This window comes from Engelhardtia mirabilis (assembly GCF_007748095.1).
Taxonomy (GTDB): domain Bacteria; phylum Planctomycetota; class UBA1135; order UBA1135.
The window spans coordinates 4,557,392-4,579,037 of sequence record NZ_CP036287.1; the positions used below are offsets into that span (position 1 = coordinate 4,557,392).

Genomic DNA, 21,646 nt, shown 5'->3' on the forward strand with positions numbered 1-21,646 from the left:
CAGTCGGCGCTGGAGCGTGGTCGGGCCCCTCGAAATCCAGCATCTGGACGGCCAGTCGGGCGGATGGACCCGTCGCGCCCGAGCGTTCCAACCGGGTCGACCTGTGAGGGAACGCCGGCCGAGCCCCACGGGTTCCCGCCTGACCGCCGAGCCGGGACGCTACGTCGCGAGCCAGGCCGACGGGATCAAGTGGCCGTTCACGAACAGAAGCAGAGCGAGGACGGGAAGCGCCGCGACGGCGAGACCGTCCTTCGTCGCATCGGGACGCCCGGTCCGACTCCCTGCAAAGCTCAGGCACAGCCCGAGCACTAGCGTCGGCAACGAACCGAACAGAATGCCGATGGCGATCGGAGAAACGAACCAATCGGCCCATTCCGCCCGCTTGAACGCGGCCACCAGCACGATGCCGAGCACCTGCGCCAAGGCCAACAGGCGCGCGAGGCCCGCGACGAACTTCCACCGTCCGCCCGTCGACGCTTCAGGGGATCGCGCTTGGTCTCTATTCCGCCCGTTGCCAGTCAAGGATCCTCTCGGCCACCCGCTCCAGGCCGAGGCTATCGGCTCCGGATCGTGCAGGGCGCGCGTTCTCTTGCAAAGCGGCCGGGATTGGCTGAAGAGAACCCTGCCGAGGAGCGCCTTGTCGCTCGCTCGAGCTGCCACTGTCCTCCCGCGGCCCGTGCAGCGACGGCGCGGATGCCACCGGCCGCGGGCGGTCTTCGAGCCGCGGAGGATGGCAGGCCATTCAGGTGGTTCGAAGTCCGGGCACCGCCCCCACACGGGCTCATCCAGCCTCCCGGGAGCTGGAGCAAGTCCTGGCGCTTCCCGCAGGACCGCACACAGGGTCACCCACCAACGCGCACTACGCGCCCCGAAAGAAGCCGACCGATGAGCCAATCCAAGAGCGTCAACCGTCGATTCGTGCTGGCGCAGCGCCCCACGGGCGAGCCCGACAACGACACGCTGCGGCTCGAGACCGCTGATCTGCCGACTCCTGCCGCAGGGCAGATGCTGCTGCGCAACGAGTACCTGTCGCTCGATCCCTACATGCGCGGTCGCATGAGCGACGCGCCCTCCTACGCCGAGCCCGTGGCCCTGGGCGAGGTCATGGTCGGCGGCACCGTCTCCCAGGTCGTCACCTCGCAGGTCGAGGGCTTCGCTGAAGGCGACTGGGCCGTCGCGTTCGGTGGCTGGCAGGACTACGCCCTTTCGGACGGCAAGGGGGTCATCAACCTGGGCAAGAACCCGGAGAACCCCTCGTGGTCCCTGGGCGTCCTCGGAATGCCCGGCCTGACCGCCTGGGCCGGACTCACGCAGATCGGACGCCCCGAGGCGGGTGAGACGCTGGTGGTCGCTGGCGCGAGCGGGCCGGTCGGCGCGACGGTCGGTCAAGTGGGCAAGATCCTTGGCTGTCGCGTCGTGGGGATCGCCGGTGGGCCGCAGAAGTGCGGCCACGTGGTCGACACCCTGGGCTTCGACGACTGCATCGACTACAAGGCCAGCGGCTTCCCGGACGCCCTCGCAACAGCGGCATCGGACGGAATCGACGTCTACTACGAGAACGTCGGTGGCGCCGTGTTCGACGCGGTCCTGCCCCTGCTCAACACCTCCGCACGCATCCCCGTCTGCGGCCTGATCTCGCAGTACAACGCCACGTCCCTGCCCGAGGGGCCCGACCGCATGGGCTACCTGATGGGACAGGTCTTGCGTCGGCGGATCACGATGCGTGGCTTCATCGTCTTCGACGACTTCGGGCACCTCTACCCCGAGTTCGCGAGCCAGATGACGACCTGGGTCAAGCAAGGCAAGGTCCGCTACCGCGAGGAAGTGATCGCAGGGCTCGAACAGGCGCCCGCGGCGTTCGTCGGCCTGCTTCGAGGCGAGGCGTTCGGCAAGCGCGTGGTTCACCTCGACGACTAGCGAACGGCTGGCCAGCTCTGCCGAGATCTACATCGAGAACGACAGCGCTGTGCCGATGACCTGCTCGCGCGCCCGGCGCGGATCTGTCAGCTCACGCCGGCCTCGCCCTGCGCGCGAGGGCGCGCCACAGGGCGCGGGGCCAACCACGCGTGAGCGCCAGGGGCACCGACAACTGCCAGGGGAAGGCGCAGATCGCCCGTCCGCGCTCGAGGTCGTCGACGATCCGCCGCGCCGCGCGGGGCGTGTTCCACTTGAAGGGCATGTGGAAGTCGTTGTGGTCGGTCATCTCCGAGGCGACGAAGCCCGGTTGGACGTCGACGACCTGCAAGCCCGTTCCCGCCAGGTCGACCGTGAGCGTCTCGAGGAACGTCGCCAGGGCGGCCTTGCTGGCGGAGTAGGCGCCGGAGCCGGGCATGCCGCCGCGGCTGGCCAGACTGGAGATGCCGCACAGGGTCCCGCGACCGCGTACGCGCATCCGCTCGAGGGCACAGGTGAGCGTCGCCATGGCCCCCACCACGTTGACCAGCAGCACCGGCTCGACCTCCTCCCAGGTGAGCCGCCTGGCCGTCACCGCCCGTCCGACCCCGGCGTTGGCGATCACCAGGTCGAGCCCGCCCAGGCGCTCGTCCCAGCGCGTCACGACTTCGCGCACGGCGGCCGTGTCGACCACGTCGAGCACCTCCACCTCCGCCTGGCCGCCGGCCGCGCGCAGCTCCGCAGCCAAGGACTCCAGACGGTCGGCGCGCCGGGCGGCGAGCACGACCCGCGTCCCCCGCCGCGACAGCTCGCGGGCGAGCTCCGCGCCGATTCCGCTCGAGGCCCCGGTGATCAGTGCGCTGTTGAAGTGAGCCATGGCCGGAGTCTGCCGTCCGAGCGCCGTCGAGTCCCGCGCGGAGGCCCTTCGCGAAGGTCCGGTTGCCGATCGCACAAGGCCCGCCGAGGACGGGATCAAACTTGCATCAACCCCCGAAAGGGGCGCTTGCAAGCCTCCCACCGCGCCGAACGACCGGTTAGACCGAGCCCGCGCACAGGCCCGGCGACCGTCGCCCGACGCCACGCGCACCGCCTTCGCCCCTGCCCCGACAGCGACATGTCGCCCGACGACCACGGCCGCCGGTACCGCACGATCTGGATCTCCGACCTCCACCTGGGGACGCGCGGCTGCAAGGCCGAGTTCCTGCTCGACTTCCTGCGCCACACCGAGAGCGACACGCTCTACCTCGTGGGCGACATCGTCGACGGCTGGCGGCTGCGCAAGGCGCCCTACTGGAACGCGTCCCAGGGCAACGTGGTCCAGGCCCTGCTCCGCAAGGCGCGCAAGGGCACCGAGGTGCGCTACGTGCCCGGCAACCACGACGAGGCCCTGCGCGGCTACGTGGGGATGATCTTCGGCGGGGTCAAGATGATGCCCGAGGCGATTCACACCTGCGCCGACGGCAAGCGCTACCTGGTGGTGCACGGCGACGCCTTCGACGGGGTCGTGCAGTGCCACCGCTGGTTGGCCCTGCTGGGCGACCGCGCCTACCAGACGGCCCTGCACCTGAACCACTGGTTCAACGTCGCGCGCCGGCGCCTGGGCCTGCCCTACTGGAGCCTCTCGGCCTACCTCAAGCACCGCGTGAAGAACGCGGTCGAGTTCATTGCCCACTTCGAGCGCTCACTGGCCCGCGAGGCGCGCGAGCGCGGCCTGGACGGGGTCATCTGCGGCCACATCCACCACGCCGAGATCCGCGAGATCGAGGGGGTCCTGTACTGCAACGACGGGGACTGGGTCGAGAGCTGCACGGCACTGGTCGAGCACCGCGACGGGCGGCTCGAGATCCTGGACTGGGCCCAGTTGCGCGGCGAGGACCTCTTGACCCTGGAGCGCGCCGAACCCGCCGCAACGACGCCCCAGACGGCCGCCATGCTTCCGACCGGCACGGCCGCCCACTAGGCTCGACGACCTTGGCCACGATCTTCTACAGCATGGCCGGCGAGGGCCGCGGTCACGCCACGCGCGTGCGCACCGTCGTCGAGCATCTGCGCGAGCGCCACCGCCTGATCCTGCTCGCGCCGGGGGACGCCTACGACCTGCTCGAGCCCGCCTACCGCGGCAGCGACGTCGAGGTGGTCCGGATCCCCTGCCTGCGCTTCGTCTACGACAGCCGGCAGCGGGTGTCGGTGGGCGGCTCGGTGGTCGGTGCCCTGCGCTACGTGGGCGGGCTGCGGCGGCTGGTGGCCGAGCTGGGCGCGCGCATGCGCCGCGAGCGCGCGGACCTGCTCCTGACCGACTTCGACCCCGGCGCGCCGCGCGCGGCCGAGGCGGTCGGGGTGCCCTACCTGGCCCTCGACCACCAGTCCTTCATGTGGGCCAGCGACCTGTCGTTCCTGCCCACCGGCCTGCGCGCCCAGGCGCGGCTGATGGTGCCCGGCCTGCGCGCCATGTACCGCCGCCAGACGCACACCATCTCGTCCAGCTTCTTCCAGCCGGACCCCAAGCCGGGGCTGCGGGACGTGACCTTCGTCGGGACCATGCTGCGCGACGGGCTGCTCGAGGCTCGCCCCTCGCTCGGCGAGCACCTCGTCGCCTACTGCCGCCGCACCATGCCCACCAACGTGCTCGAAGCCCTGCGCGCCAGCCCGGTGGAGGTGCGCGTGTACGGCCTGGGCGAGCGCCTGAGCGACGGCCCCCTGCGCTTCCGGCCGATCAGCGAAGAGGGCTTCATCGAGGACCTCGCCACCTGCCGCGCCGTGGTCGCCAGCGCCGGCAACCAACTGCTGGGCGAGGTGCTGTTCCTGGGCAAGCCGGTCCTGGCCCTGCCCGAGGCGCGCCAGTCGGAGCAGCTCATCAACTGCCACTTCCTGGAGCGCATGGGCGGCGGTGAGTGGGTCGCGCCCCAGCTCTTGAGCGGCGCGCGGCTCGGGGTCTTCCTGGATCGCGCTCCCGGCTTGGCTGGGCGCATCGACCGGGACTTCGCGCGGGGCAACGAGCGTGCTGTGGCCGCGATCGAGGCGCAGCTCGAGGCTGTCGGCGCAGGCGTCTAATCGAGGGGACGGACCGCGCGCCGGCGAGTGCGAGGCCTAGGATGGCGCCCATGGCCGCATCGATCCCGCGCCCCTTCGCGCCCGCCCTCGTGCTCCTCGCCGCCCTCTGCGGCCCCACGTCCGCCGCTCAGGAGGACGAGCTGCTCACCGACGCCCCGCCGCGTCCCGGTCGCGGGTTGGCGCTCTTGGCCTTCGCCGGGGAGTCGCAGCCGGTACTCCTGGCGCGGGCCCTGCGCCTGGCGGGCAGCCGCGAGCATCCGGGGGCCGACTTCAGCCACTTCCTCGGCATGCGCTCGGCCACGGTCGACATGCGCCCGCGGGACTTCGGCTTGGAGGTACGGGTCGAGGCGCCCTCGCGACTTCTGGGCGAGGTGCTCGCCGCCACCGGCAACCTGCTGGCCGAGCCGGCCTGGACCGACGATGTCGCGCAGAACGCGGCCCTCCAATTGGCGCTGACTTGGGGCGACCCCCTGGACACCTTCGAACAGCAATTGGAGCTGCTGTTGGACGGGGCCGGGCGCGCGCGCTACGTGGCGCAGCTCGCGGGCGGCGGCGGATCGGGCGAGGATGCGGACGGACACGGAGGCGAGTCGGAAGTGGACGCCGACCAAGGGGGCGACCACGGGCTGGATGCGGACGACGGCGCAGATGTCGACCGCGGCGACGGCCACGCTCGAGGCGCGGACGAGGGTAACGGTGACGGTGACGACGGCAGCGGCGACGACGGTGATGGCGACGGCGGCTTCCCCTTCGACCTGCCGCCGATCCCCGCGCCCAGCATCGACGAGCTCGAAGCCCTGCGCGGCGCCATGCTCCTCGGACCGCGACGGGTACTGATCGCAGTCGAGGACGACGGCGAAGCGATGGCGGCCGCCCTGGCGGTACTGCGCGCCCTGCCCCCCGGTGACCTGCCGACTCCCACGCCCCCGGCGGCCACTCCGGCGATCGAGCGTCTGTTCCTGGCCGCGGTCGACGAAGTTCCCGGCGCCCTGGTCGGCTGGACCGCGCCCCTGTCGACGGAAGGCCCCGACGCCCTGGCGACGGTGGGCATCGCCGCTTGGGAGCAGGGTCCCCTGACCCAGGCCCTGGCCGAGTTCCTGCAGCCCGGCACGCGCGCCAGCGCGCGGCTGACCGAAGCCGGCGAGGGTCCCCTCTCGATCCGCGTCCGCGCCCTGGTGCAGGCCCCCTACGCGCGCGACGCGGCCGAGGCCATCGACGCCGCGCTCGCCGGCCTGGCCCAGTGGAGCCCGAGCGAGGCCCAGATCACGGCCACCCTCGATCGCATGTTCGACCCAGGCGCCGCGACCCTCGCGCCGGGCGAGCCGCGCTCGTCGGTGCGAGTACGACGGGCGCTGTACGGCTGGCCCCTGCAACCGGCCACGCGTGACGAGCTCGAGCGCGCACTGGCCGCGGACCCGTCCCAGGCCGCACGCAGCGCTGCCGCCCTGTTCGACCTCAGCGCCGGTCGCACCCTGATCGCCGCCGACGAGGCGATCGTGTCGGCCCTCGGCGCCGGCGGCCTGGCTTCGACCTGGCGCCTGGACCGCAGCGCCGCGAGCCAGGCGGGCGAGCGCGCCGCGGCGGCGGCGGCCGCGCTACTCGAGGCCGTCGGTGGCCGCGAAGCCTGGGCAGCGCTGGAGACGATCCGCTTCCGCTCGGAGACCCAGCCCGGCAGCACCAGCGCACGCTCCGCCGTGCGCACGGCGATCCAATGGCGCGACTTGGCCCGGCCGCGCTTCGTGCTCGAAGAACTGGCCCAGGAGAAGGTCACCACGATCGTCACGCCCGATCTCATGGAGCAGCACGTGGAGGGCGGGCCGTCGCGTCGCTTCGGGGTGGAGTTCTCCGAGCGCATGCTCGACATCCACCGCGCCACGCTGATCGTGCTGCTGCACGAGCTGGCGGCGAGTGACCAGCTCGCGCCTCAGCTGGACGAAGCGGGAATCCTCCAGTTGAGCGACATCGACGGTCTGCGCTCGCGCCTCACCATCGGCGACGACGGGCGCCCCGCATCGGCCGAGGGCGTGGGCGGAACCACGGAGTTCCGCGCTTGGACCGAGGTCGAGGGCATCTGGCTGCCCCTCCAGCAGCGCTCCCTGCAACCGCCGGCGAACCACACCTGGTCGGAGATCGAGCTGAATCCTGCGACGCCCGGCTGGCTGCAGTAGCCCGCTCATCTGCAGTCCTCGTCGCGAGCGGTGGCGCTGTGCCCGCTGGCGTGCCTCGCCCATGGCCGCTCGGTCCGAAGGGTCGGTCGGTCGTGACGAGCCGCGCTCGACCCCGCTGCCCAATCAGCCGTCGCGGCGAACGCGGTGCCAACGCCCGGCTTCGAACGCATCCAGCTGAGCTGTCTCGCCGTCGGGCCAGTGCACCTCGACGCTGACCAGGCGACCCGCGCCGAGTCCCACGTGGATCCGCGGATCGCTGCTGGATTGGTAGGAGGACGCCGCGCGCGCGGTGCGGTGGATGCGGCGCTCGCCCGCCGGCGTCTCGACCGTCACCACCACCTGCGCGTGCAGAGACGGCGCACCACTGGACTCGCGCAGGTCGAAGCCGATCCAGCCGCCGCGTTCGGCGCACAGGTTCCGCAGCAAGTGCGCCGGTCCGTCGCGGTTGACCACCAGCACGTCCACCCCACCGTCGCCATCCACGTCCCCGAAGGCCGCGGCCCGCGCGGTCGCGACCAGCACCGGCTCGGTGCCGCCGAGGGGCTCCACGCGCTCGAAGCGACCCTGCGCCGATCCGCGGAAGAGCTGGTTCGGCTCGGCGTAGGGATCGTCCGCGGGCGAGCGCCCCGGGGCGCGCTGCACCCGGCCGTTGGCCTGGAACAGGTCCAACCAGCCGTCGTGGTCGAAGTCGCAGAAGCCCAGGCCGAAGCGCGTGAAGGGCTTGCTGCTGGCCCCCATCCCGACGCGACGGGTGGAATCGGCGAAGCGCTCGCCGCGCAGCATGTAGATCGAATCGGACTCCCGCGCGAGGTTGCCGACCAACAGGTCCTCGCGCCCGTCGTCGTCCAGGTCCGCCACGGCCACGCCCATGCCCGCCTTGGCCAGGCCGTCGGAGTCCACGGCGATGCCCAGCTCGGCCGCGTCGTCGCGAAAGCGCGCGCCCGCTTCGGAGCGCCACAGGCGATCGGGCATGGCGTCGTTGGCGACGAAGACGTCGAGCCAGCCGTCCGCGTCCACGTCCAGGATGGCGACGCCGAGGCCGGTCCCCACCGCGCCCATGCCGACCAGCTCGGTCTCGTCCACGAAGCGACCCTGGCCCGCGTTGCGCAGGAACGTGTCGCGCGCCGGCGACTCGTAGCTGGCGGGACTGCAGTAGTCCGGAGCCCCGCGCGGGTTCACGCAGGGCAGCTCGTTCTCCGGCCGCCAGGCCAAGTAGTTGCACACGAACAGGTCCAAGTCGCCGTCGCGATCCGCGTCGAAGAAGGCGGCGCTGGTGCCCCACCCGGGATCGGCGGCGCCGCCGTCGTCGCGGGTCTCGAAGCGCAGCTCGCCGCGGTTGAAGAGCAGCGTGTTGGGGCCGAGGTTGGTCACGTAGAGGTCGACGCGGCCGTCGCCGTCGGCGTCGCCGCAGGCCACGCCGTTGCCGTAGCCCCGGTCCCCGGCGCCGCTGCCCTCGGTCACGTCGGTGAAGTGACCGCCGTCGTTGCGCAGCAGCAGGTTGGGATCGCGCTCGGAGGCTGGCCCGCGCACGGCGCCGGCCTGCACCAGATAGGCGTCCAGGTCGCCGTCGTCGTCGCCGTCGAACAGGGCTGCTCCGCCGGACATGATCTCGGGCATGAACAGCTCGCCCGTCGCGCCGGAGTGCTGGACGAAGTCGAGGCCGCGGGCAGCGGCCTCCTGCGCGAACCAAGGTTCGTTCGCGGCCGGGCGCACGGCGGCGCTGCCCAGGTCGGCCCCGGCAGGTTCACCCTGCGGATCCGCGCCACAGCCCAGCAGGGCCAGGCATCCGAACACGGCGCACAGGACGGCCGAACGCTCGAGCGTGACGCCGGTCACGGTCCGACCTCCTCGGGCGGCACGCCCAGTCGCACGAGCCGCGGGGCGACGCGCTGACGCGGATACCCCAAGCGCAGGGCGCTGCGGTAGGCGCTGACCGCCTCGTCACGATGCCCGAGCAGCTCGCGCAGCCGGCCGAGTTGGAAGCGCGACGTGGCGTGCTCGGGATGCAAGGCAACCGCCCGCTCGGCCTGGTCGAGGGCCTCGTCAACGCGGCCGCAGGCCTGCAGGTTGATCGAGCGGTTGAGGGCGATGCGATAGTGCTGGGGCTGGCGCGCGGCCGCCGCCTCGAGCATCGGCAAGGCGTCCTCGGGGTGACCCAGGGCCGCATGGGTCGCAGCCAACATGCCCTGGATCGTCACGTCGTCGGGCCGATCCGCGTGGAGCTTCTCGAGCAGGTCGAGGGCCTGCTGGGGTCGACCAGCCTGGAGCGCGGCCAAGGCCTCGCCCAGCTCCGCACCGCGGCCCACGTGCAGGTCCTCGAGCTCGTCGACCCAGGGGTCGTACCAATCGTGGAAGGCCTCGCCCTCGGGCCGCACGCGCTCGGCGTCCTCGGGGCGGCCGAGCTCCGCCAGGGCCCGAGCGAGGAGCAGGCGCGCGTAGGGTCGCTCGAGCAGCCCCGGGGGCGCCGACTGCAGTGCCGCCAGGGCCAACGCGGGCTCGCCCGCGTCGAGCTCGATGCGCGCGCTGGCGAGGTAGCAACTCGGATCGAGGGGGTCGGCGACCAGGGCGCGCTCGAGGGCCGCGCGCGCGCCCTCCAGGTCGCCGAGCTCCCCCAACCACAGGGCCAGGCGCCAGTGCGCCGGGGCGCGCTCGGGGGCCTGGGCGATCGCGAGGCCCAGCTGTTCGACGGCGGACTCGAGCTGCCCCAGCTCGTAGAGACAGCGGGCCAGGTGGAAGGCCGCCTGGGGGTGCCGCGGCTCGCGCTCCAGCAACATGCGGTAGGCCTCGGCCGCCTGGGCCGGCAGCGCGTGGGCGTCGAGCAGCATCCCCAGGCGCAACATCGAGCCCGGACTCGGAGCGCTGCTCGCCGTGACCTCGGCCCGCGCATCGCGCAGGGTCGTCGCCAGGTCGGCGTCCAGACGCTCGAGCAACTCGTCGCTGGGCGGCCAAGCCCGCTCGGCGGGCGAGCTCGGCTCACCCCTGGGCTCCGAGCCGCCCCCACAGGCCGCCAGGGCGACGAGGGCGAGCCACGCCAGCGTCCGGCTGACGAGTCGGGGCAGGGAGGCGGCGCGCATCGGCCGCGCAGTGTAGCGGCCGCGGACCCCGATCCCCCCGTGGGGTGAGTGCGCCCCCGGACCCCGAGCGAGCTGGCGAGGGTACGCCGGCGCCGAGGGGAGCACTCCCTCCCAGTGGCCGCCGGCGCAGGCCCTCTGCGGGGCTTCCCTTTCACCTGCGTCCGAGTGTGCCGCCTGCCCCCTGGGGTGGCCGACCCTGCTCAAGTAGATCCCCGCGCCCGGGGCGTGAGGGCGCTGCTCCTCTCGGTGATGAACTTCAGCCCCCGGGTGCTCTTCTGCAGGTTGCCGCCGATCCGCTCACCACCAAAGGCCAGGGCGCTGATCGACGCCGCGCTCGGCAGGCCGGGCCCAATCTGCACCCTGCCCCCCCGGCCAAGTGGGCCACCACGTCCGACTCCGCGAGGCTGCGGCCGCCCAACTTCATGGCCGCCAGCCCGAGCACGGCCCAGGGCGCTGCGAGGGTCGCGTCGAGTGTCGGCAAACCACTCGTCCCGGCCGGCCCGGTAACGAATGCGGTCCTGGAGGCCGGTCCGTAGACGGCCGTGTGATTCGCCTCCGCCGAGCACTCGAGGTCGCCGTGCTCGTCCATACCGTGGCCGTGCTCCGCGACTGTGGCGACCACGTTGGCCGGCTGCGGGCCGCGCTCGCTGCGTGACGTGGGTCTGCGTTCAGTTGGCCGAGGCGGAGTCCTCGTCGGTTTCTGCGACATCCGACGAGGAGGGTCACCTGGAGTGGACCGAACCAGGGTCGGATGCCCGCACCGGTCGCTCCCGTACAGCTTGTCGTCCGCCGAGAGGCCGGCCACGTGAAGGCCCAGGTCACCGTCGTGGTCATTGTCGGGCGAGCCCGCGTCGTCTGGGCAGCCGAAGGCAAGTGCGCGGCGACGCTCGAGCCCTCCTCCGTGGATCCCGACCCCGAAGCCTGCACGTTGTTCGTAGTGTCATCACCGATCCCTGTGCCGTCCGTAACAAGGCGGTGACGGTATCGAACCCCGAGGCGATCTCGGTGGCGATGCCAAGCCTCGACGGCCTCCACCTCAAGTGTCTAGTCCAAGACGCGCGCGTCGAGATCTGCGAAAACCACGGCAAGAACCCGAAGCCCGCACTCATCTGCCCCTGCTGGGCGCTAAAGAAGCGCCCCGGGCATTCGACGACGTCGAGGCCCAGATCCGCGCGGAGTTCCAGCGAACCAGCCGCTGCATCCTCCGTGCTCACATACCCGGGAGGTCCGTGGCGGCCATGCTCAACGGAAGTCGGGTCAACGTCGCGCCCATGAGGATCGAACGATGCGTCGCCAAAGCGCCCCACGGTCGACCCTCACACTCCACCCGCGCGTACCGCCCGCTCGAGAAACAGCTCGACGGCAATCCGCAGCCCATCCGCCCCCGCATCACCTAGGGTCCAACGGAAGCGCTCTGCGGCAAGTCCAGCGCAATCACCGAGCGAATATGCGCGTCTCCAGTCCGCCTCCGCATTGGTCGCGTCGATCGCGAACACTCTTTCTGCCGCAGTAGCGTGCATGGAACGCCAGCCCCCACCCCAGCCCAACAGAACTTCCACAGACGGCGCGGGTGAACCCAGCATCGGCGTGCTGGCGTGGGGTGCCGCGCCGTCCGGTGTCTCCAGGTCGCTTCCGGTGCGAATCCCCCGCGCCAGCGAAGTGGTCGCGGCGCAGGAGCAATTTTCGCGACTCTTGGCATCCGCAAATCTGGAACTTGGAGGGTGTTATGACCCTGAACCTGATCTGAAACCTGATCTGAAACCTGATCTGAAACCTGATCCGGAACCTGACCCGTATCATCCGAGACCGCGGCGCCCGACGCCAGCTGCCGACACCAGTCGAACACCATTTCTTCTTCCGCTTGGCCGAAACCATGAATCGCTCGCTCGTCTTCCCCGTCTCCTTCCTGGCTGCCGTCTCGGTCGGCTTTGGTATCGCCGCGATCGCATCAGCCCAAGTTACTGGCGGCCCATCTCAAGTCACGTTCACGATCAAGTGCGGCGAAGACGACCAGGGGTCGGGCAGGTTTGAGATCGTTGGCGAGAAGTGCTCTGGCTCGCCGAACTCCGACAAGAAGTTCGAAGCGCTCGACGACGCGAACACCGCGTGGTCCCAGACGTTCGGCTGCTACTGCGAGAATGAGCCCTCCGCGACCTGCGAGAAGACATTTGCGCCCGCGGAGCCGTTCTCGGCCTCCGACCTTGATCCGGGGGGTGATTGCACCTACGAGCACATCGGAGCGTGTCCGGATAACAAGTACAAGCACCTTCACCGGGTGACCTGCGTCAAGTTCATCGCATGGACCTTGAGCTGCAGTGACTGTTGATTCGCCGAGGGTGGTTCCACCGTCGAGTGTCGTCATGGGTTGGAAGAGACTGGCCAGCGTCTGCATCGCGGCGTGCATCTGTGTGATTTTTGTGTTCTGGCCGCGCGCCGCGCAGCCCCATCGCGCCGCGGACTCACCAACGGATTCCGTCGCGGCGCTGGGCCCGAGTACCTCTGGCGAGCAGGCTTTCTCGGCTCACGGCCCGTCAGAGCGCCAACTGCTTCCGCGTGACGAGGGTCAGCGGGAAATCGTGCAACACGGTGGGAACGCGCGGGCAGAACCGGGCCCAGTCGTCGCCCCATCGACCGTAGCGAACAAGGTCGGCGGCGAAGACGTGGCCCGCGGCCCCATTCGGGCCCCCATCTTCGACGAAGGCCAAGCCGTGATCTTTGGGCCGACGGGGCTTGTGCTCGTCGAGGGCCCCTACACCGGCCCCCCGGTGCCCGACGCCCGCGACTACGACGACCTCGACAAGCAGCACATCAACGGCACCTGGTACGAGTATTCGGACTCGGGCGTCTTGCTCGTCGTCACCGACTATCGACGCGGCGTCGCGAACGGCTACGGCGAGGCCTTCTACGAAGACGGCTCCCGCCGCGGGCAGGGTTGGCAAGTGAACGGGATTTTCCACGGTCAATGCACCTTCTGGCACGAGGACGGAACCCTCGACACCGACCGGACGGGCTTGTACCAGTATGGCGAGAAGGTGTCCGAATGAGGGCTGCAAGTGCCGTCGTCCTCGGCGGCGTGCTCGGTCTCTCGATCGGCTGGTTCTCGGGCCACAATCACAGTGCGGCCACCCTCCGGCTCCCGGAGGTCGTCGCGACAGATTCGCTGGAGGCCGTGAACGCGGGAGGATTGCGGGTCGCGGTCGACGCGCATTGGATGACCGATATCGTCGCGCGTGCCCGATCGCGTCCAACGGAGAGCTTGCGCGCGGACGTGGCGGCACTGCGGTCCTATCTCGAGGACGAGGCGAGCCGAGAGCTCGACCGGCTCCACGTCCTGGGAGACTCGCACCTCTTGGCCCATGCCGACAAGTCGGGAGACTTGCCTCGGATCATCGAGGCCCAGCGAAGGGTGTTCGACGGTCTGCCGGAACTCGTCGAGGCCCGTGCGGTGCGCGCGGCCGACGGCACGGCGGAGTACCGCCTGGCAGTCCTGGACCGCGCCCGCTACGGACCGCTATGGGACGTCGCACTCGAACTCCGGCTTCTCGAATCGGTGCTCGACGAGCGGCCCTGATCAGCGGTCCCGACGTGCGACGTGACCGGGCTCGGATCCGTTCGAGTTCGTGTTGCGGTAGGTCGAGCCGACCCGAGCGAATTGGATTCGTCCGGCCTGCGGTCGCGAAAGTCGGCGCGACGGCGCTCGGTGGCGGCCGCCTCGATCGCATGTGCGGTCGAGCCTTCGGCAGCCGACGCCTCGGTGAGCCCGGGAGGATCTTCGCGGATCGTCTCGCCGCGCGTGAAACACGAGCGTTGACTCACGACATGAGAACTGGCGACAGCGAGGGCACAGTCGCTGCGCCGTCGAGGAGTGAGAGGGCGTAGAAGGACAGGGTCGAGCCGTTGGTTTCCCCCTTACGGCAGGTGGCGCCCCACTCGTGAAGCATCTCGCGCGCGGCCGCGCCCAGCACCGAGACCTGGGCGCGCGGGTTTGGGCACCCGCGGGCGACAGGTGCGACGCCGCCGGCCGCTAGCAGGTCCTCAACGGTGGCGACGATCGGCGGAAGGGCAATGCTGAATCAACAGCTGGGCCGAATCGGCGCAGCTCGCCCTCGCTCAGGACCGCGACCAACGCCGCGGGGGCCGCCCTCGGAGGCAATGCGAGCATTCCCTGGATAGGCTTGACGCCCGTCGTCGCACAACCGCCGAATCTACGCCTCCGGGACCCGACCAGTCTGCAGTGCCACCAGAGCCTCGCCCAGCTCCGCACCGCGGCCCACGTGCAGGTCCTCGAGCTCGTCGACCCAGGGGTCGTACCAATCGTGGAAGGCCTCGCCGTCGGGCCGGACGCGCTCGGCGTCCTCGGGGCGGCCGAGCTCCGCCAGGGCCCGGGCGAGGAGCAGCCGCGCGTAGGGTCGCTCGAGCAAACCCGGGGGCGCCGACTCCAGGGCCGCCCGGGCCGCCGCGGGCTCGCCCGCGTCGAGCTCGATGCGCGCGCGCGCCAGGTAGCAACTCGCGTCGGCGGGATCGGCGGCCAGGGCCCGCTCCAGAGCCGCACGCGCGCCCTCCAGGTCGCCGAGCTCCCCCAACCACAGGGCCAGGCGCCAGTGGCCCGGGGCGCGGTCGGGCGCCAGGTCGATCGCCCGGCGCAATTGCTCGACGGCGGCCTCCAGCTCCCCGAGTTCGTAGCGGCAGCGCGCCAGGTGGAAGGCCGCGCGGGCGTTGTGGGGATCGCGCTCGAGCAGCAGGCGGTAGGCCTCGGCCGCCTGGGCCGGCAGCGCGTGGGCGTCAAGCAGCATCCCCAGGCGCAACATCGAGCCCGGACTCGGAGCGCTGCTCGTCAGGACGTCGCCGCGCGCCTCGCGCAGGGCCGTTGCCAGATCGGCGTCCAAGCGCTCGAGCAGCTCGTCGCTCGGCGGCCAGGCCCGCTCGGCGGGCGGGCTCGGGTCACCCCTGGGCTCGGAGCCGCCACCACAGGCCGCCAGGGCGACGAGGGCGAGCCACGCCAGCGTCCGGCTGACGAGTCGGGGCAGGGAGACGGCGCGCATCGGCCGGGCAGTGTAGCGGCCGCCGACTCCGATCCCCGCGCCAGGTGAGTGCGCCCCCGGACCCCGAGCGAGCTGGCGACAAGACACCGGCGCCGAGAGGAAAGTGCGCTGCGAGGGGGCAAGAAGCACCGGTCGCCGCCGGGCCCGGGGGAAGCACTCTCCCCCAGTGGCCGCCGGCGCCGGTCCATTACAGGAATTCCCCCAGCGCGCGAGTGGGCCGCCCATCCCACTCGGGACGAGCGGCCTGGGCCGACTAGAGCTCGGCGGCGAGCCGTCTCAGCGATTCGCGGTCGCCTGGATCCGCGACCGGTCCGATCAGCCCGATCCCAGCTGCCGCCTCCTGGATCGACTCCCCGCAGCCGCGGCTTCACGCTCCGTCGAGGGCAGTTCGCAGTGGAAGTTGCTGCCAGCGGGGCGAAGGGCCGTCCCTGCGACGTGCGGGGCGCGAGCCCTGGTGACCGCCGGAGCCTGCTACTGCGTGATGACCTCGAGTCCCTGGGTGCTCGAGAGCAGGTTCCCGCCGATCCCGTCGAGCCCGAAGCCCTGAGCGTAGACCGAAACGCCGGTCGGCAGGCCGGACCCGATCGGGATCTCGACCGCCGCCTGGCCGGCGGCATTGGCCGTGCCGTCGAAGTCCGCGAGCACGTTCCCGCCCACGTTCAGGGTCGCCAGCCCGGGCAGGGGCAGGGGCGACGCCAGGGCCGCGTCGGTCACGAACAGCAGCCAGCCAGAACTCGGGCTCAGGCCGTCGAGGGTCAGGAAGAGCGAGCTGTCGCTGGTCGCCGTGGATGCCGCGTCGAGGGTCGGCACTCCGCTGGCCCCGGCTACGCCGGCACCGAAGCTGGCCTTGAAAGCCGGACCGAAGGTGGCCACGTAGGTCTGGTCCGCCGAGGTCCCCAGGTTGCCGTACTCGTCCGAGGAGTGGATGCGGTATGCCACGTTGCCTACCAGGTTCGACGGCAGAAGGCCGCGGAAGATCTGGCCCTGTGAGCTCATCATCGGGCGGCTGGTCAGCGTCACGCCGTCGACGTCGAACTCGATCGAAGTCGGGTTGTACCAGGTGATGTAGTAGGGCGCGTTGTCGTAGACCTGAGCGCGCACGGGGAAAGTGCCGGGCGCCGCGGTGCGATCGCCCAAGTTCTCCACGTGCGGAATGTAGGGAGCGTGGGTGTCGGGCACCTGGGTGCCGTTGATCAGCGTGCGGTTGGCCGAGAAGGAGTCCTCCGCCACGATCAGGTCGTAGTCGCCATCCTTGTCGATGTCCGCGGCGTCTGCGTCGAGCGACGAAGCGCCGCCCGGCGTCGACTGGACCAGGGTCATGAAGCCGTTCCCGTCGTTGGAATAGAGCTTGTCGTTGCCCGAGAAGTTGGCGACGAACAGGTCCAGATCGCCGTCGTTGTCGAAGTCGAGGAAGTCGCCCTCGTTGTCGTCGGCGTTCGAGCCCTGCAGGTTGGTCTCCAGGTTCGCGAACAGCCCCGAGCCGTTGTTGCGGAAGGTCTTGTCGCTGAAGCCGTTCCAGTTCAGGCCGTAGATGTCGAGATCACCGTCGCCGTCGAGGTCCCCCATCTCCTGCTCGTAGTTGCCGCCACCCGTGGCCCAGTTGTTCGGGAAGGCGCGACCGGTGATGTCGCGGAACCCCAACACGCCGCCGTTCTCCTCGAGGCGGTTCTCGAACAGGCGCGGCTCCTCTTGGCGCGCGCCGTGGAGGATGTCGAGATCGAAGTCACCGTCGATGTCGCCCACGTCGATGTCGAGGGCAGTGCTGGCCACGTCCGCGAACTGCCCCAGGAAGTTGATGGTGTTCGCCTGCTGGGTGCCCTGGGCCCAGATGGCCGGGTTGCCATTCGAGATGAGGTTGCCGGTCAACTGGAAACCGCTCGGGTTGAACTCCTTGAAATGGCCGCCGCCATCGTTGAGGAAGATCCGCGTCGGAACCTGCCCGCCGAACGCTCCTCCGTAGGAGGAGTGCACCAGATCGAGGTCGCCGTCGTTGTCCAGGTCACCGAAGTCGCAGTCGCAGGACCAGTCGATGAAGGTGCCGCCGCTCAGCAGTGCGGTCGCGATCGACGACCCGTTGACGCCCAGATCGATCCAGCGGGACGAAGTCTCGTCGGTGTAGAAGCCGAGCGTCCCGCCCTGCTCTCCACCGTTGTTGACCCACCACTTGTTGCCCTGATTCGAGAGCTGTGCGGTGTTGGAGACGTAGATGTCCAGGTCTCCGTCGTTGTCGATGTCCGCGAACTCGATGTCGCGGCTGTCGTCCGACTCGGCGGGCAGGCGTGCGCCGGTCTCGTCCGAGAAGGTCCCGATGGTCCCGGCCTGGAGGCCGCCCTTGTTGATCCAGATGCGGTTCTGGTCGTTCCCGTTGTCACCCCCGTCGGCGAAGATCGCGTCCCAGTCACCGTCCTGGTCGACGTCGCCGAAGTCGACGTTCTCGGTCGAGGACGCGATCCCCGGCCCCGTCGGATTGCCTGAGTTGTCGGAGGTGAGTTGAGCGCTGGCGTCGGAACCGAGGGTCAGCCAAGCGGCGGCGCTGGCGGCGGTCCAGGCGAGGATCGGTGAGTTCTTCATCGGGGGTCGGGTCGCGTGCAGGGGGGGCGATAGGCCGAGGCAAACGGGGTGGATGGCCCGGCTACCACGGCGACAAGGGGCTGGCGACCGGCTCGATGGCCGATCGACGGCTGACTGCCACCCTAGCTTGACGCTCTGCGATCAGCGGGCGAGGCGTGCCCACCGCCGCCGACTCAGCTCGTCGCACGCCGAGGCTGCATGCCGAAGAACTCGCCCAAGAGGACGTGAATCGCCGATCCGGCGCCAAGGGGTCGAGCACGCGAACCTCGGCCCCGTCATGTTGCGCTCATCTGAGAGATCGCGATTGCGCCCCGATCGTCTCTTCGCGGTCGCCGACGGATTCGACCTGCGACAGACTCGGCTCGAGGGTCAACAGGCCCGAACGGCAGGAGGCCGGGCTCCGAAGAGCCCGGCCTCCGCCGGTGCTGGATCGCCGAGGCGAGTCCAGCCGGTCTGTCCGGTCGGCTGACCGTCGTGCCCGGCCCGGAGCCGGACGCGACGTCCTAGTCGACCGTCACCAGGCTAGATCACTGCGTGATGATCTCGAGGCCGTTCGACGTCGAGACGATGTTACCGCCGGTGCCGTCGGTGCCGAAGGCCTGCGAGAAGACCGAGATGCCGGCCGGCACCGTGGGGCCGACGGGGATCTTGACCACGACTTCGTTGCCCGCAGCGGCCGAGCCGGAGAAGAGCGCGAGAACCGAACCGGTGACGTTGAGGTTACCGATGCCGGGCAGGAACAGCGGGCTCGCCAGCTTGGCGTCGGTCAGGTACAGGAAGTAGCTGGCGCCGGCCGTGATGTTGGTGGCGGTCAGGTACAGGTCCGAGCCAGCGAAGGCGACGGACGCCGCGTTGAGGCTCGGGACACCGCTGGTGCCGGCGGTGCCGGCGCCGAAGGCGCCGCCGATGCCGAGACCGGTCGAACCGACGTAGCTCTCGTCAGCCGAGGTGCCGGTGTTGCCGTACTCGTCCGAGGAGCGGACGCGGTAGGTGACGTTGCCGACGAGGTTCTCGGGGAGCAGACCACGGAAGATCTGACCCTGCGAGCTCATCATCGAGCGGCTCTCGAGGGTGACGCCGTTGACGTCGAACTCGATGAAGGTCGGGTTGTACCAGGTGATGTAGTACGGGGCGTTGTCGTAGACCTGGGCGCGGACCGAGAACTCGCCGGCGGCCGCGGTGCGGTTGCCGTCGTTCTCGACGCGGGGGATGTACGACGGGGTGGTGTCCGCCACGTTGGTCGTGTTGATCAGCGTGGTGTTGGGACGGTTGTTGTCCTCGGCGACGATCAGGTCGTAGTCGCCGTCCTTGTCGATGTCAGCCGCGTCGGCGTCCAGGGACGCAGCGCCGCTGGCGGAGGTCCCGGTCTGCTGGGCCAGGGTCATCGTGCCCGTGCCGTTGTTGTTGTAGAGCTTGTCGAGGCCGGAGAAGTTGGCCACGAACAGGTCGAGGTCGCCGTCGTTGTCGTAGTCGACGAAGTCGCCTTCGTTGTCGTCGGCGCCCGAGTTCGGGAGGCTGCTCTGGAGGATGGTGAAGACGCCGCTGCCGTTGTTGCGGAAGGTGCGGTCGTTGAAGCCGTTCCAGTTGAGGCCGTAGACGTCGAGGTCGCCGTCCCCGTCCATGTCGCCCATTTCCTGCTCGTAGTTGTCCCCGGTGCTGACGTAGCCAGCGGGGAACACGGCGGAGGTGACGTCGCGGAAGGCGAGGCTGCCGGTCTCCTCGAGGCGGTTCAGGAACATCCGGGGATCTTCCTGACGGGCGCCGTGGAGGAGGTCGAGGTCGAAGTCGCCGTCGATGTCACCGAGGTCGATGTCGAGCGCGGAGCTGGCGATGTCGGCCTGGGCGCCGGTGCTGTTGTTGGTGTTGGACTGCTGCGTGCCCTCGGCCCAGATGGCCGGGTTGCCGTTGGAGATCAGGTTGCCGGCGAGCTGGAAGCCGCTCGGGTTGAACTCCTTGAAGTGGCCGTCGCCGTCGTTGAGGAAGATTCGGGTCGGGACCTGCCCGCCGAACGCTCCGCCGTAGGACGAGTGCACGAGGTCGAGGTCACCGTCGTTGTCGAGGTCACCGAAGTCGCAGTCGCAGGACCAGTCGATGAAGGTGCCCGCGCCGACGAGGGCGGGGGAGATCGACGAGCCGTTGGTGCCGAGGTCGACCCAGCGCGCGGCCGTCTCGTCGGCGAAGAAGCCGAGCGTGCCGCCCTGCTTGCCACCGTTGTTGACCCACCAGTGGTTGCCCTGGTTGGCGAGCTGAGCCGTGTTCGAGATGTAGAGGTCGATGTCCCCGTCGTTGTCGATGTCCGCGAACTCGATGTCGCGGCTGTCGTCCGACTGGTTCGGGAAGCGGGTCGAGGTCTGGTCCAGGAAGGTTCCGGGCGAACCGCTCTGGAGGCCGCCGCGGTTGATCCAGATGCGGTTCTGGTCGTTGCCGCCGTCGCCGCCGTCGGCGAAGACCGCGTCCCAGTCGCCGTCCTGGTCGACGTCGCCGAAGTCCACGTTCTCGGAGCTGGAAGCGATTCCGGCGCCGGTCGGGTTGCCCGAGTTGTTGATGGTGTACTGGGCGCTGGCAGTGGCGCCGAGCGCCATCCACAGGGCAGCGCTGGCAGCCGTGCAGGCGAGGGTTTGCTTGCGATTCATGAAGGGGTCTCTCCGGGACGAGATTGCGGCCAACGGGCCGCAACAGAGGGTTCGACGCACGGTCGTGCGATCGAGTGGGAGTGATCCGTACGTCGAGTACGTGGCACCCAGCCGCCCTTCGGCCCTGGCGGTTGGTGATCGCGAAAGTCTACGTCGCCAATCAGAACGTGCCAGCAGCCGGATCGGGGTGGTCGGCGCCGTCAAGACGACCTGAGCCGCGACAAGGTTCCCGAAACCCCAAGCAGAGGCCCACCAAGGCGCCTTGCGGGGGGGCACCGGCCCCGATCGGCGCCGGGAACCGAATGGGGCTTCGTCATGCGCTCGTCATCTAACTAGGCCCATTCACGCCCCACGCGACCGAGGCGGGTCTGATTCCCCGTCCGAGAGAACCTCAGGGCCGTCCAGCCAGGGCCGAGCACAGGGCGGCGACCCGTTCGGGATCGACCGGCCGGTCCACACGGCCCCCCAATTTGATCGAGGTCCCCACGATGGCCGCATCGATCAGCCTCCGGTAGTCCCCCGCATTCTCGAGGCTCAGGCCCGAGCCCAGCAGCAGGGGCGCTTCCGGGCAAGCCTGGCGGACGGCCTCGAGGGCCGCCGGGTCGGCTGCCTCCCCGGTCCCCGCCCCGCTCACCACCAACCCGTCGGCGAGGCCGCGCCGGAGAGCATCGCGCGCCGCGTCAGCGATCGTGCCTCCGGCCAGGGGCTCGGCGTGCTTCACGTGGACGTCGGCCAGGATCGCGCAGGCGAGGCCGAGTCGCGCCCGCTCGCGCAGGGTCTCGTCGGCGCGCCCCTCCAGCAGCCCCTGGTCGGCCACCGCCGCGCCACAGTGCACATTGACCCGCAGGAACTCGGCTCCGGTCGCTGCACACAGCCCCAAGGCCGCACGCGCGTCGTTGCGCAGCACGTTGACCCCCACCGCCAGCTCGCCAACCGCCCGCTGAACCCGAGCCGTGGCCAGGGCCATGGCCGCCACGGTCTCCGGGTCGACGCGATCGCGCCGGAAGGGGATGTCGCCGAAGTTCTCGACGATGATCGCGTCCCCCCCACCCTCCGCGATGGCCAGGGCGTCGGCGACAGCGCGCTCGAGGACCAAGGGCAGGTCGCCGCCATAGCGCGGCGCGCCCGGCAGGGCCCCCAGGTGCACGACGCCGATCAGTGCCGGGTGTCGCCGGCCGCGAAGGAAATTGAGCACAGCGGGAGTCATGGGCGGC

General features: G+C 70.4%; 15 protein-coding genes. 7 read left to right on the plus strand and 8 right to left on the minus strand.

Translation table 11 applies throughout. The features are described from left to right. Window positions 1–159: 159 nt before the first annotated feature. Window positions 160–423, minus strand: a complete 264-nt coding sequence (locus tag Pla133_RS16845) for a hypothetical protein (protein ID WP_145067325.1) — start codon at window positions 421–423, stop codon at window positions 160–162. A 462-nt stretch (window positions 424–885) separates the two neighbouring features. Between Pla133_RS16845 and Pla133_RS16850 the strand changes: the two genes are divergently transcribed. Further along, window positions 886–1,917, plus strand: coding sequence for an NADP-dependent oxidoreductase (locus tag Pla133_RS16850; RefSeq protein ID WP_145067327.1), 1,032 nt, complete (start codon window positions 886–888; stop codon window positions 1,915–1,917). Window positions 1,918–2,008: 91 nt separating this feature from the next. On the opposite strand, the gene Pla133_RS16855 is transcribed toward Pla133_RS16850, so the two are convergent. Next, a complete protein-coding gene (locus tag Pla133_RS16855; RefSeq protein ID WP_145067329.1) occupies window positions 2,009–2,770 on the minus strand; it encodes an SDR family NAD(P)-dependent oxidoreductase in 762 nt (253 codons plus the stop codon). Window positions 2,771–3,007: 237 nt separating this feature from the next. On the opposite strand from Pla133_RS16855, the gene Pla133_RS16860 reads away from it, so the two are divergent. From Pla133_RS16860 to Pla133_RS16870, 3 genes are read left to right on the plus strand one after another with little or no spacing between them, the layout of a single operon-like run. Then, window positions 3,008–3,853, plus strand: a complete 846-nt coding sequence (locus tag Pla133_RS16860) for a UDP-2,3-diacylglucosamine diphosphatase (protein ID WP_145067331.1) — start codon at window positions 3,008–3,010, stop codon at window positions 3,851–3,853. Between the two features lie 11 nt (window positions 3,854–3,864). Then, entirely contained in the window at window positions 3,865–4,944 is a 1,080-nt protein-coding gene (locus tag Pla133_RS16865; RefSeq protein WP_145067333.1) for a glycosyltransferase family protein, read from the plus strand. Between the two features lie 50 nt (window positions 4,945–4,994). Then, window positions 4,995–7,112: a hypothetical protein gene (locus Pla133_RS16870; RefSeq protein ID WP_145067334.1), complete on the plus strand. Its 2,118-nt coding sequence runs from the start codon at window positions 4,995–4,997 to the stop codon at window positions 7,110–7,112. 123 nt (window positions 7,113–7,235) lie between these two features. Here the strand turns inward: Pla133_RS16870 and Pla133_RS16875 are convergent, their stop codons facing one another. Together Pla133_RS16875 and Pla133_RS16880 are read right to left on the minus strand one after the other, a co-directional pair. Continuing rightward, entirely contained in the window at window positions 7,236–8,948 is a 1,713-nt protein-coding gene (locus Pla133_RS16875) for a CRTAC1 family protein (protein WP_145067336.1), read from the minus strand. Next, the gene (locus tag Pla133_RS16880) at window positions 8,945–10,186 is read right to left on the minus strand and encodes a tetratricopeptide repeat protein (protein WP_145067338.1); all 1,242 of its coding nucleotides are present in this window, start codon (window positions 10,184–10,186) and stop codon (window positions 8,945–8,947) included. The genes Pla133_RS16875 and Pla133_RS16880 overlap by 4 nt, the downstream gene beginning before the upstream one ends. Before the next feature lie 1,873 nt (window positions 10,187–12,059). On the opposite strand from Pla133_RS16880, the gene Pla133_RS16885 reads away from it, so the two are divergent. The 3 genes from Pla133_RS16885 to Pla133_RS16895 are packed head-to-tail and all read left to right on the plus strand — an operon-like array spanning window position 12,060 to window position 13,757. Next, window positions 12,060–12,512: a hypothetical protein gene (locus tag Pla133_RS16885; protein ID WP_145168440.1), complete on the plus strand. Its 453-nt coding sequence runs from the start codon at window positions 12,060–12,062 to the stop codon at window positions 12,510–12,512. 34 nt (window positions 12,513–12,546) lie between these two features. After that, window positions 12,547–13,230 (plus strand): toxin-antitoxin system YwqK family antitoxin, encoded by a 684-nt coding sequence (locus tag Pla133_RS16890; protein WP_145067343.1) that lies wholly within the window; start codon window positions 12,547–12,549, stop codon window positions 13,228–13,230. Between the two features lie 29 nt (window positions 13,231–13,259). Beyond that, window positions 13,260–13,757, plus strand: coding sequence for a hypothetical protein (locus Pla133_RS16895; RefSeq protein ID WP_145067345.1), 498 nt, complete (start codon window positions 13,260–13,262; stop codon window positions 13,755–13,757). A gap of 634 nt (window positions 13,758–14,391) precedes the next feature. Here Pla133_RS16895 and Pla133_RS16900 read toward each other — a convergent pair. The 4 genes from Pla133_RS16900 to Pla133_RS16915 all read right to left on the minus strand — a co-directional run bounded on the left by Pla133_RS16900 (window position 14,392) and on the right by Pla133_RS16915 (window position 21,639). Beyond that, on the minus strand, window positions 14,392–15,228 hold the full coding sequence (locus tag Pla133_RS16900; protein WP_419191636.1) for a tetratricopeptide repeat protein: 837 nt from the start codon (window positions 15,226–15,228) through the stop codon (window positions 14,392–14,394). A 471-nt stretch (window positions 15,229–15,699) separates the two neighbouring features. After that, entirely contained in the window at window positions 15,700–17,799 is a 2,100-nt protein-coding gene (locus tag Pla133_RS16905) for an FG-GAP repeat domain-containing protein (RefSeq protein WP_145067348.1), read from the minus strand. Between the two features lie 527 nt (window positions 17,800–18,326). Then, a complete protein-coding gene (locus Pla133_RS16910) occupies window positions 18,327–20,432 on the minus strand; it encodes an FG-GAP repeat domain-containing protein (protein ID WP_145067350.1) in 2,106 nt (701 codons plus the stop codon). Window positions 20,433–20,823: 391 nt separating this feature from the next. Further along, window positions 20,824–21,639: a BtpA family protein gene (locus Pla133_RS16915; protein WP_145067352.1), complete on the minus strand. Its 816-nt coding sequence runs from the start codon at window positions 21,637–21,639 to the stop codon at window positions 20,824–20,826. Window positions 21,640–21,646 lie beyond the last annotated feature (7 nt).

Bases quoted from the DNA above. Each gene is read 5' to 3' on its own strand.
- Pla133_RS16915 (WP_145067352.1), bottom strand. From the start codon at position 21,639: ATGACTCCCGCTGTGCTCAATTTCCTTCGCGGCCGGCGACACCCGGCA.
- Pla133_RS16860 (WP_145067331.1), top strand. From the start codon at position 3,008: ATGTCGCCCGACGACCACGGCCGCCGGTACCGCACGATCTGGATCTCC.
- Pla133_RS16850 (WP_145067327.1), top strand. From the start codon at position 886: ATGAGCCAATCCAAGAGCGTCAACCGTCGATTCGTGCTGGCGCAGCGC.
- Pla133_RS16855 (WP_145067329.1), bottom strand. From the start codon at position 2,770: ATGGCTCACTTCAACAGCGCACTGATCACCGGGGCCTCGAGCGGAATC.
- Pla133_RS16900 (WP_419191636.1), bottom strand. From the start codon at position 15,228: ATGCGCGCCGTCTCCCTGCCCCGACTCGTCAGCCGGACGCTGGCGTGG.
- Pla133_RS16870 (WP_145067334.1), top strand. From the start codon at position 4,995: ATGGCCGCATCGATCCCGCGCCCCTTCGCGCCCGCCCTCGTGCTCCTC.
- Pla133_RS16885 (WP_145168440.1), top strand. From the start codon at position 12,060: ATGAATCGCTCGCTCGTCTTCCCCGTCTCCTTCCTGGCTGCCGTCTCG.
- Pla133_RS16890 (WP_145067343.1), top strand. From the start codon at position 12,547: ATGGGTTGGAAGAGACTGGCCAGCGTCTGCATCGCGGCGTGCATCTGT.
- Pla133_RS16910 (WP_145067350.1), bottom strand. From the start codon at position 20,432: ATGAATCGCAAGCAAACCCTCGCCTGCACGGCTGCCAGCGCTGCCCTG.
- Pla133_RS16905 (WP_145067348.1), bottom strand. From the start codon at position 17,799: ATGAAGAACTCACCGATCCTCGCCTGGACCGCCGCCAGCGCCGCCGCT.
- Pla133_RS16880 (WP_145067338.1), bottom strand. From the start codon at position 10,186: ATGCGCGCCGCCTCCCTGCCCCGACTCGTCAGCCGGACGCTGGCGTGG.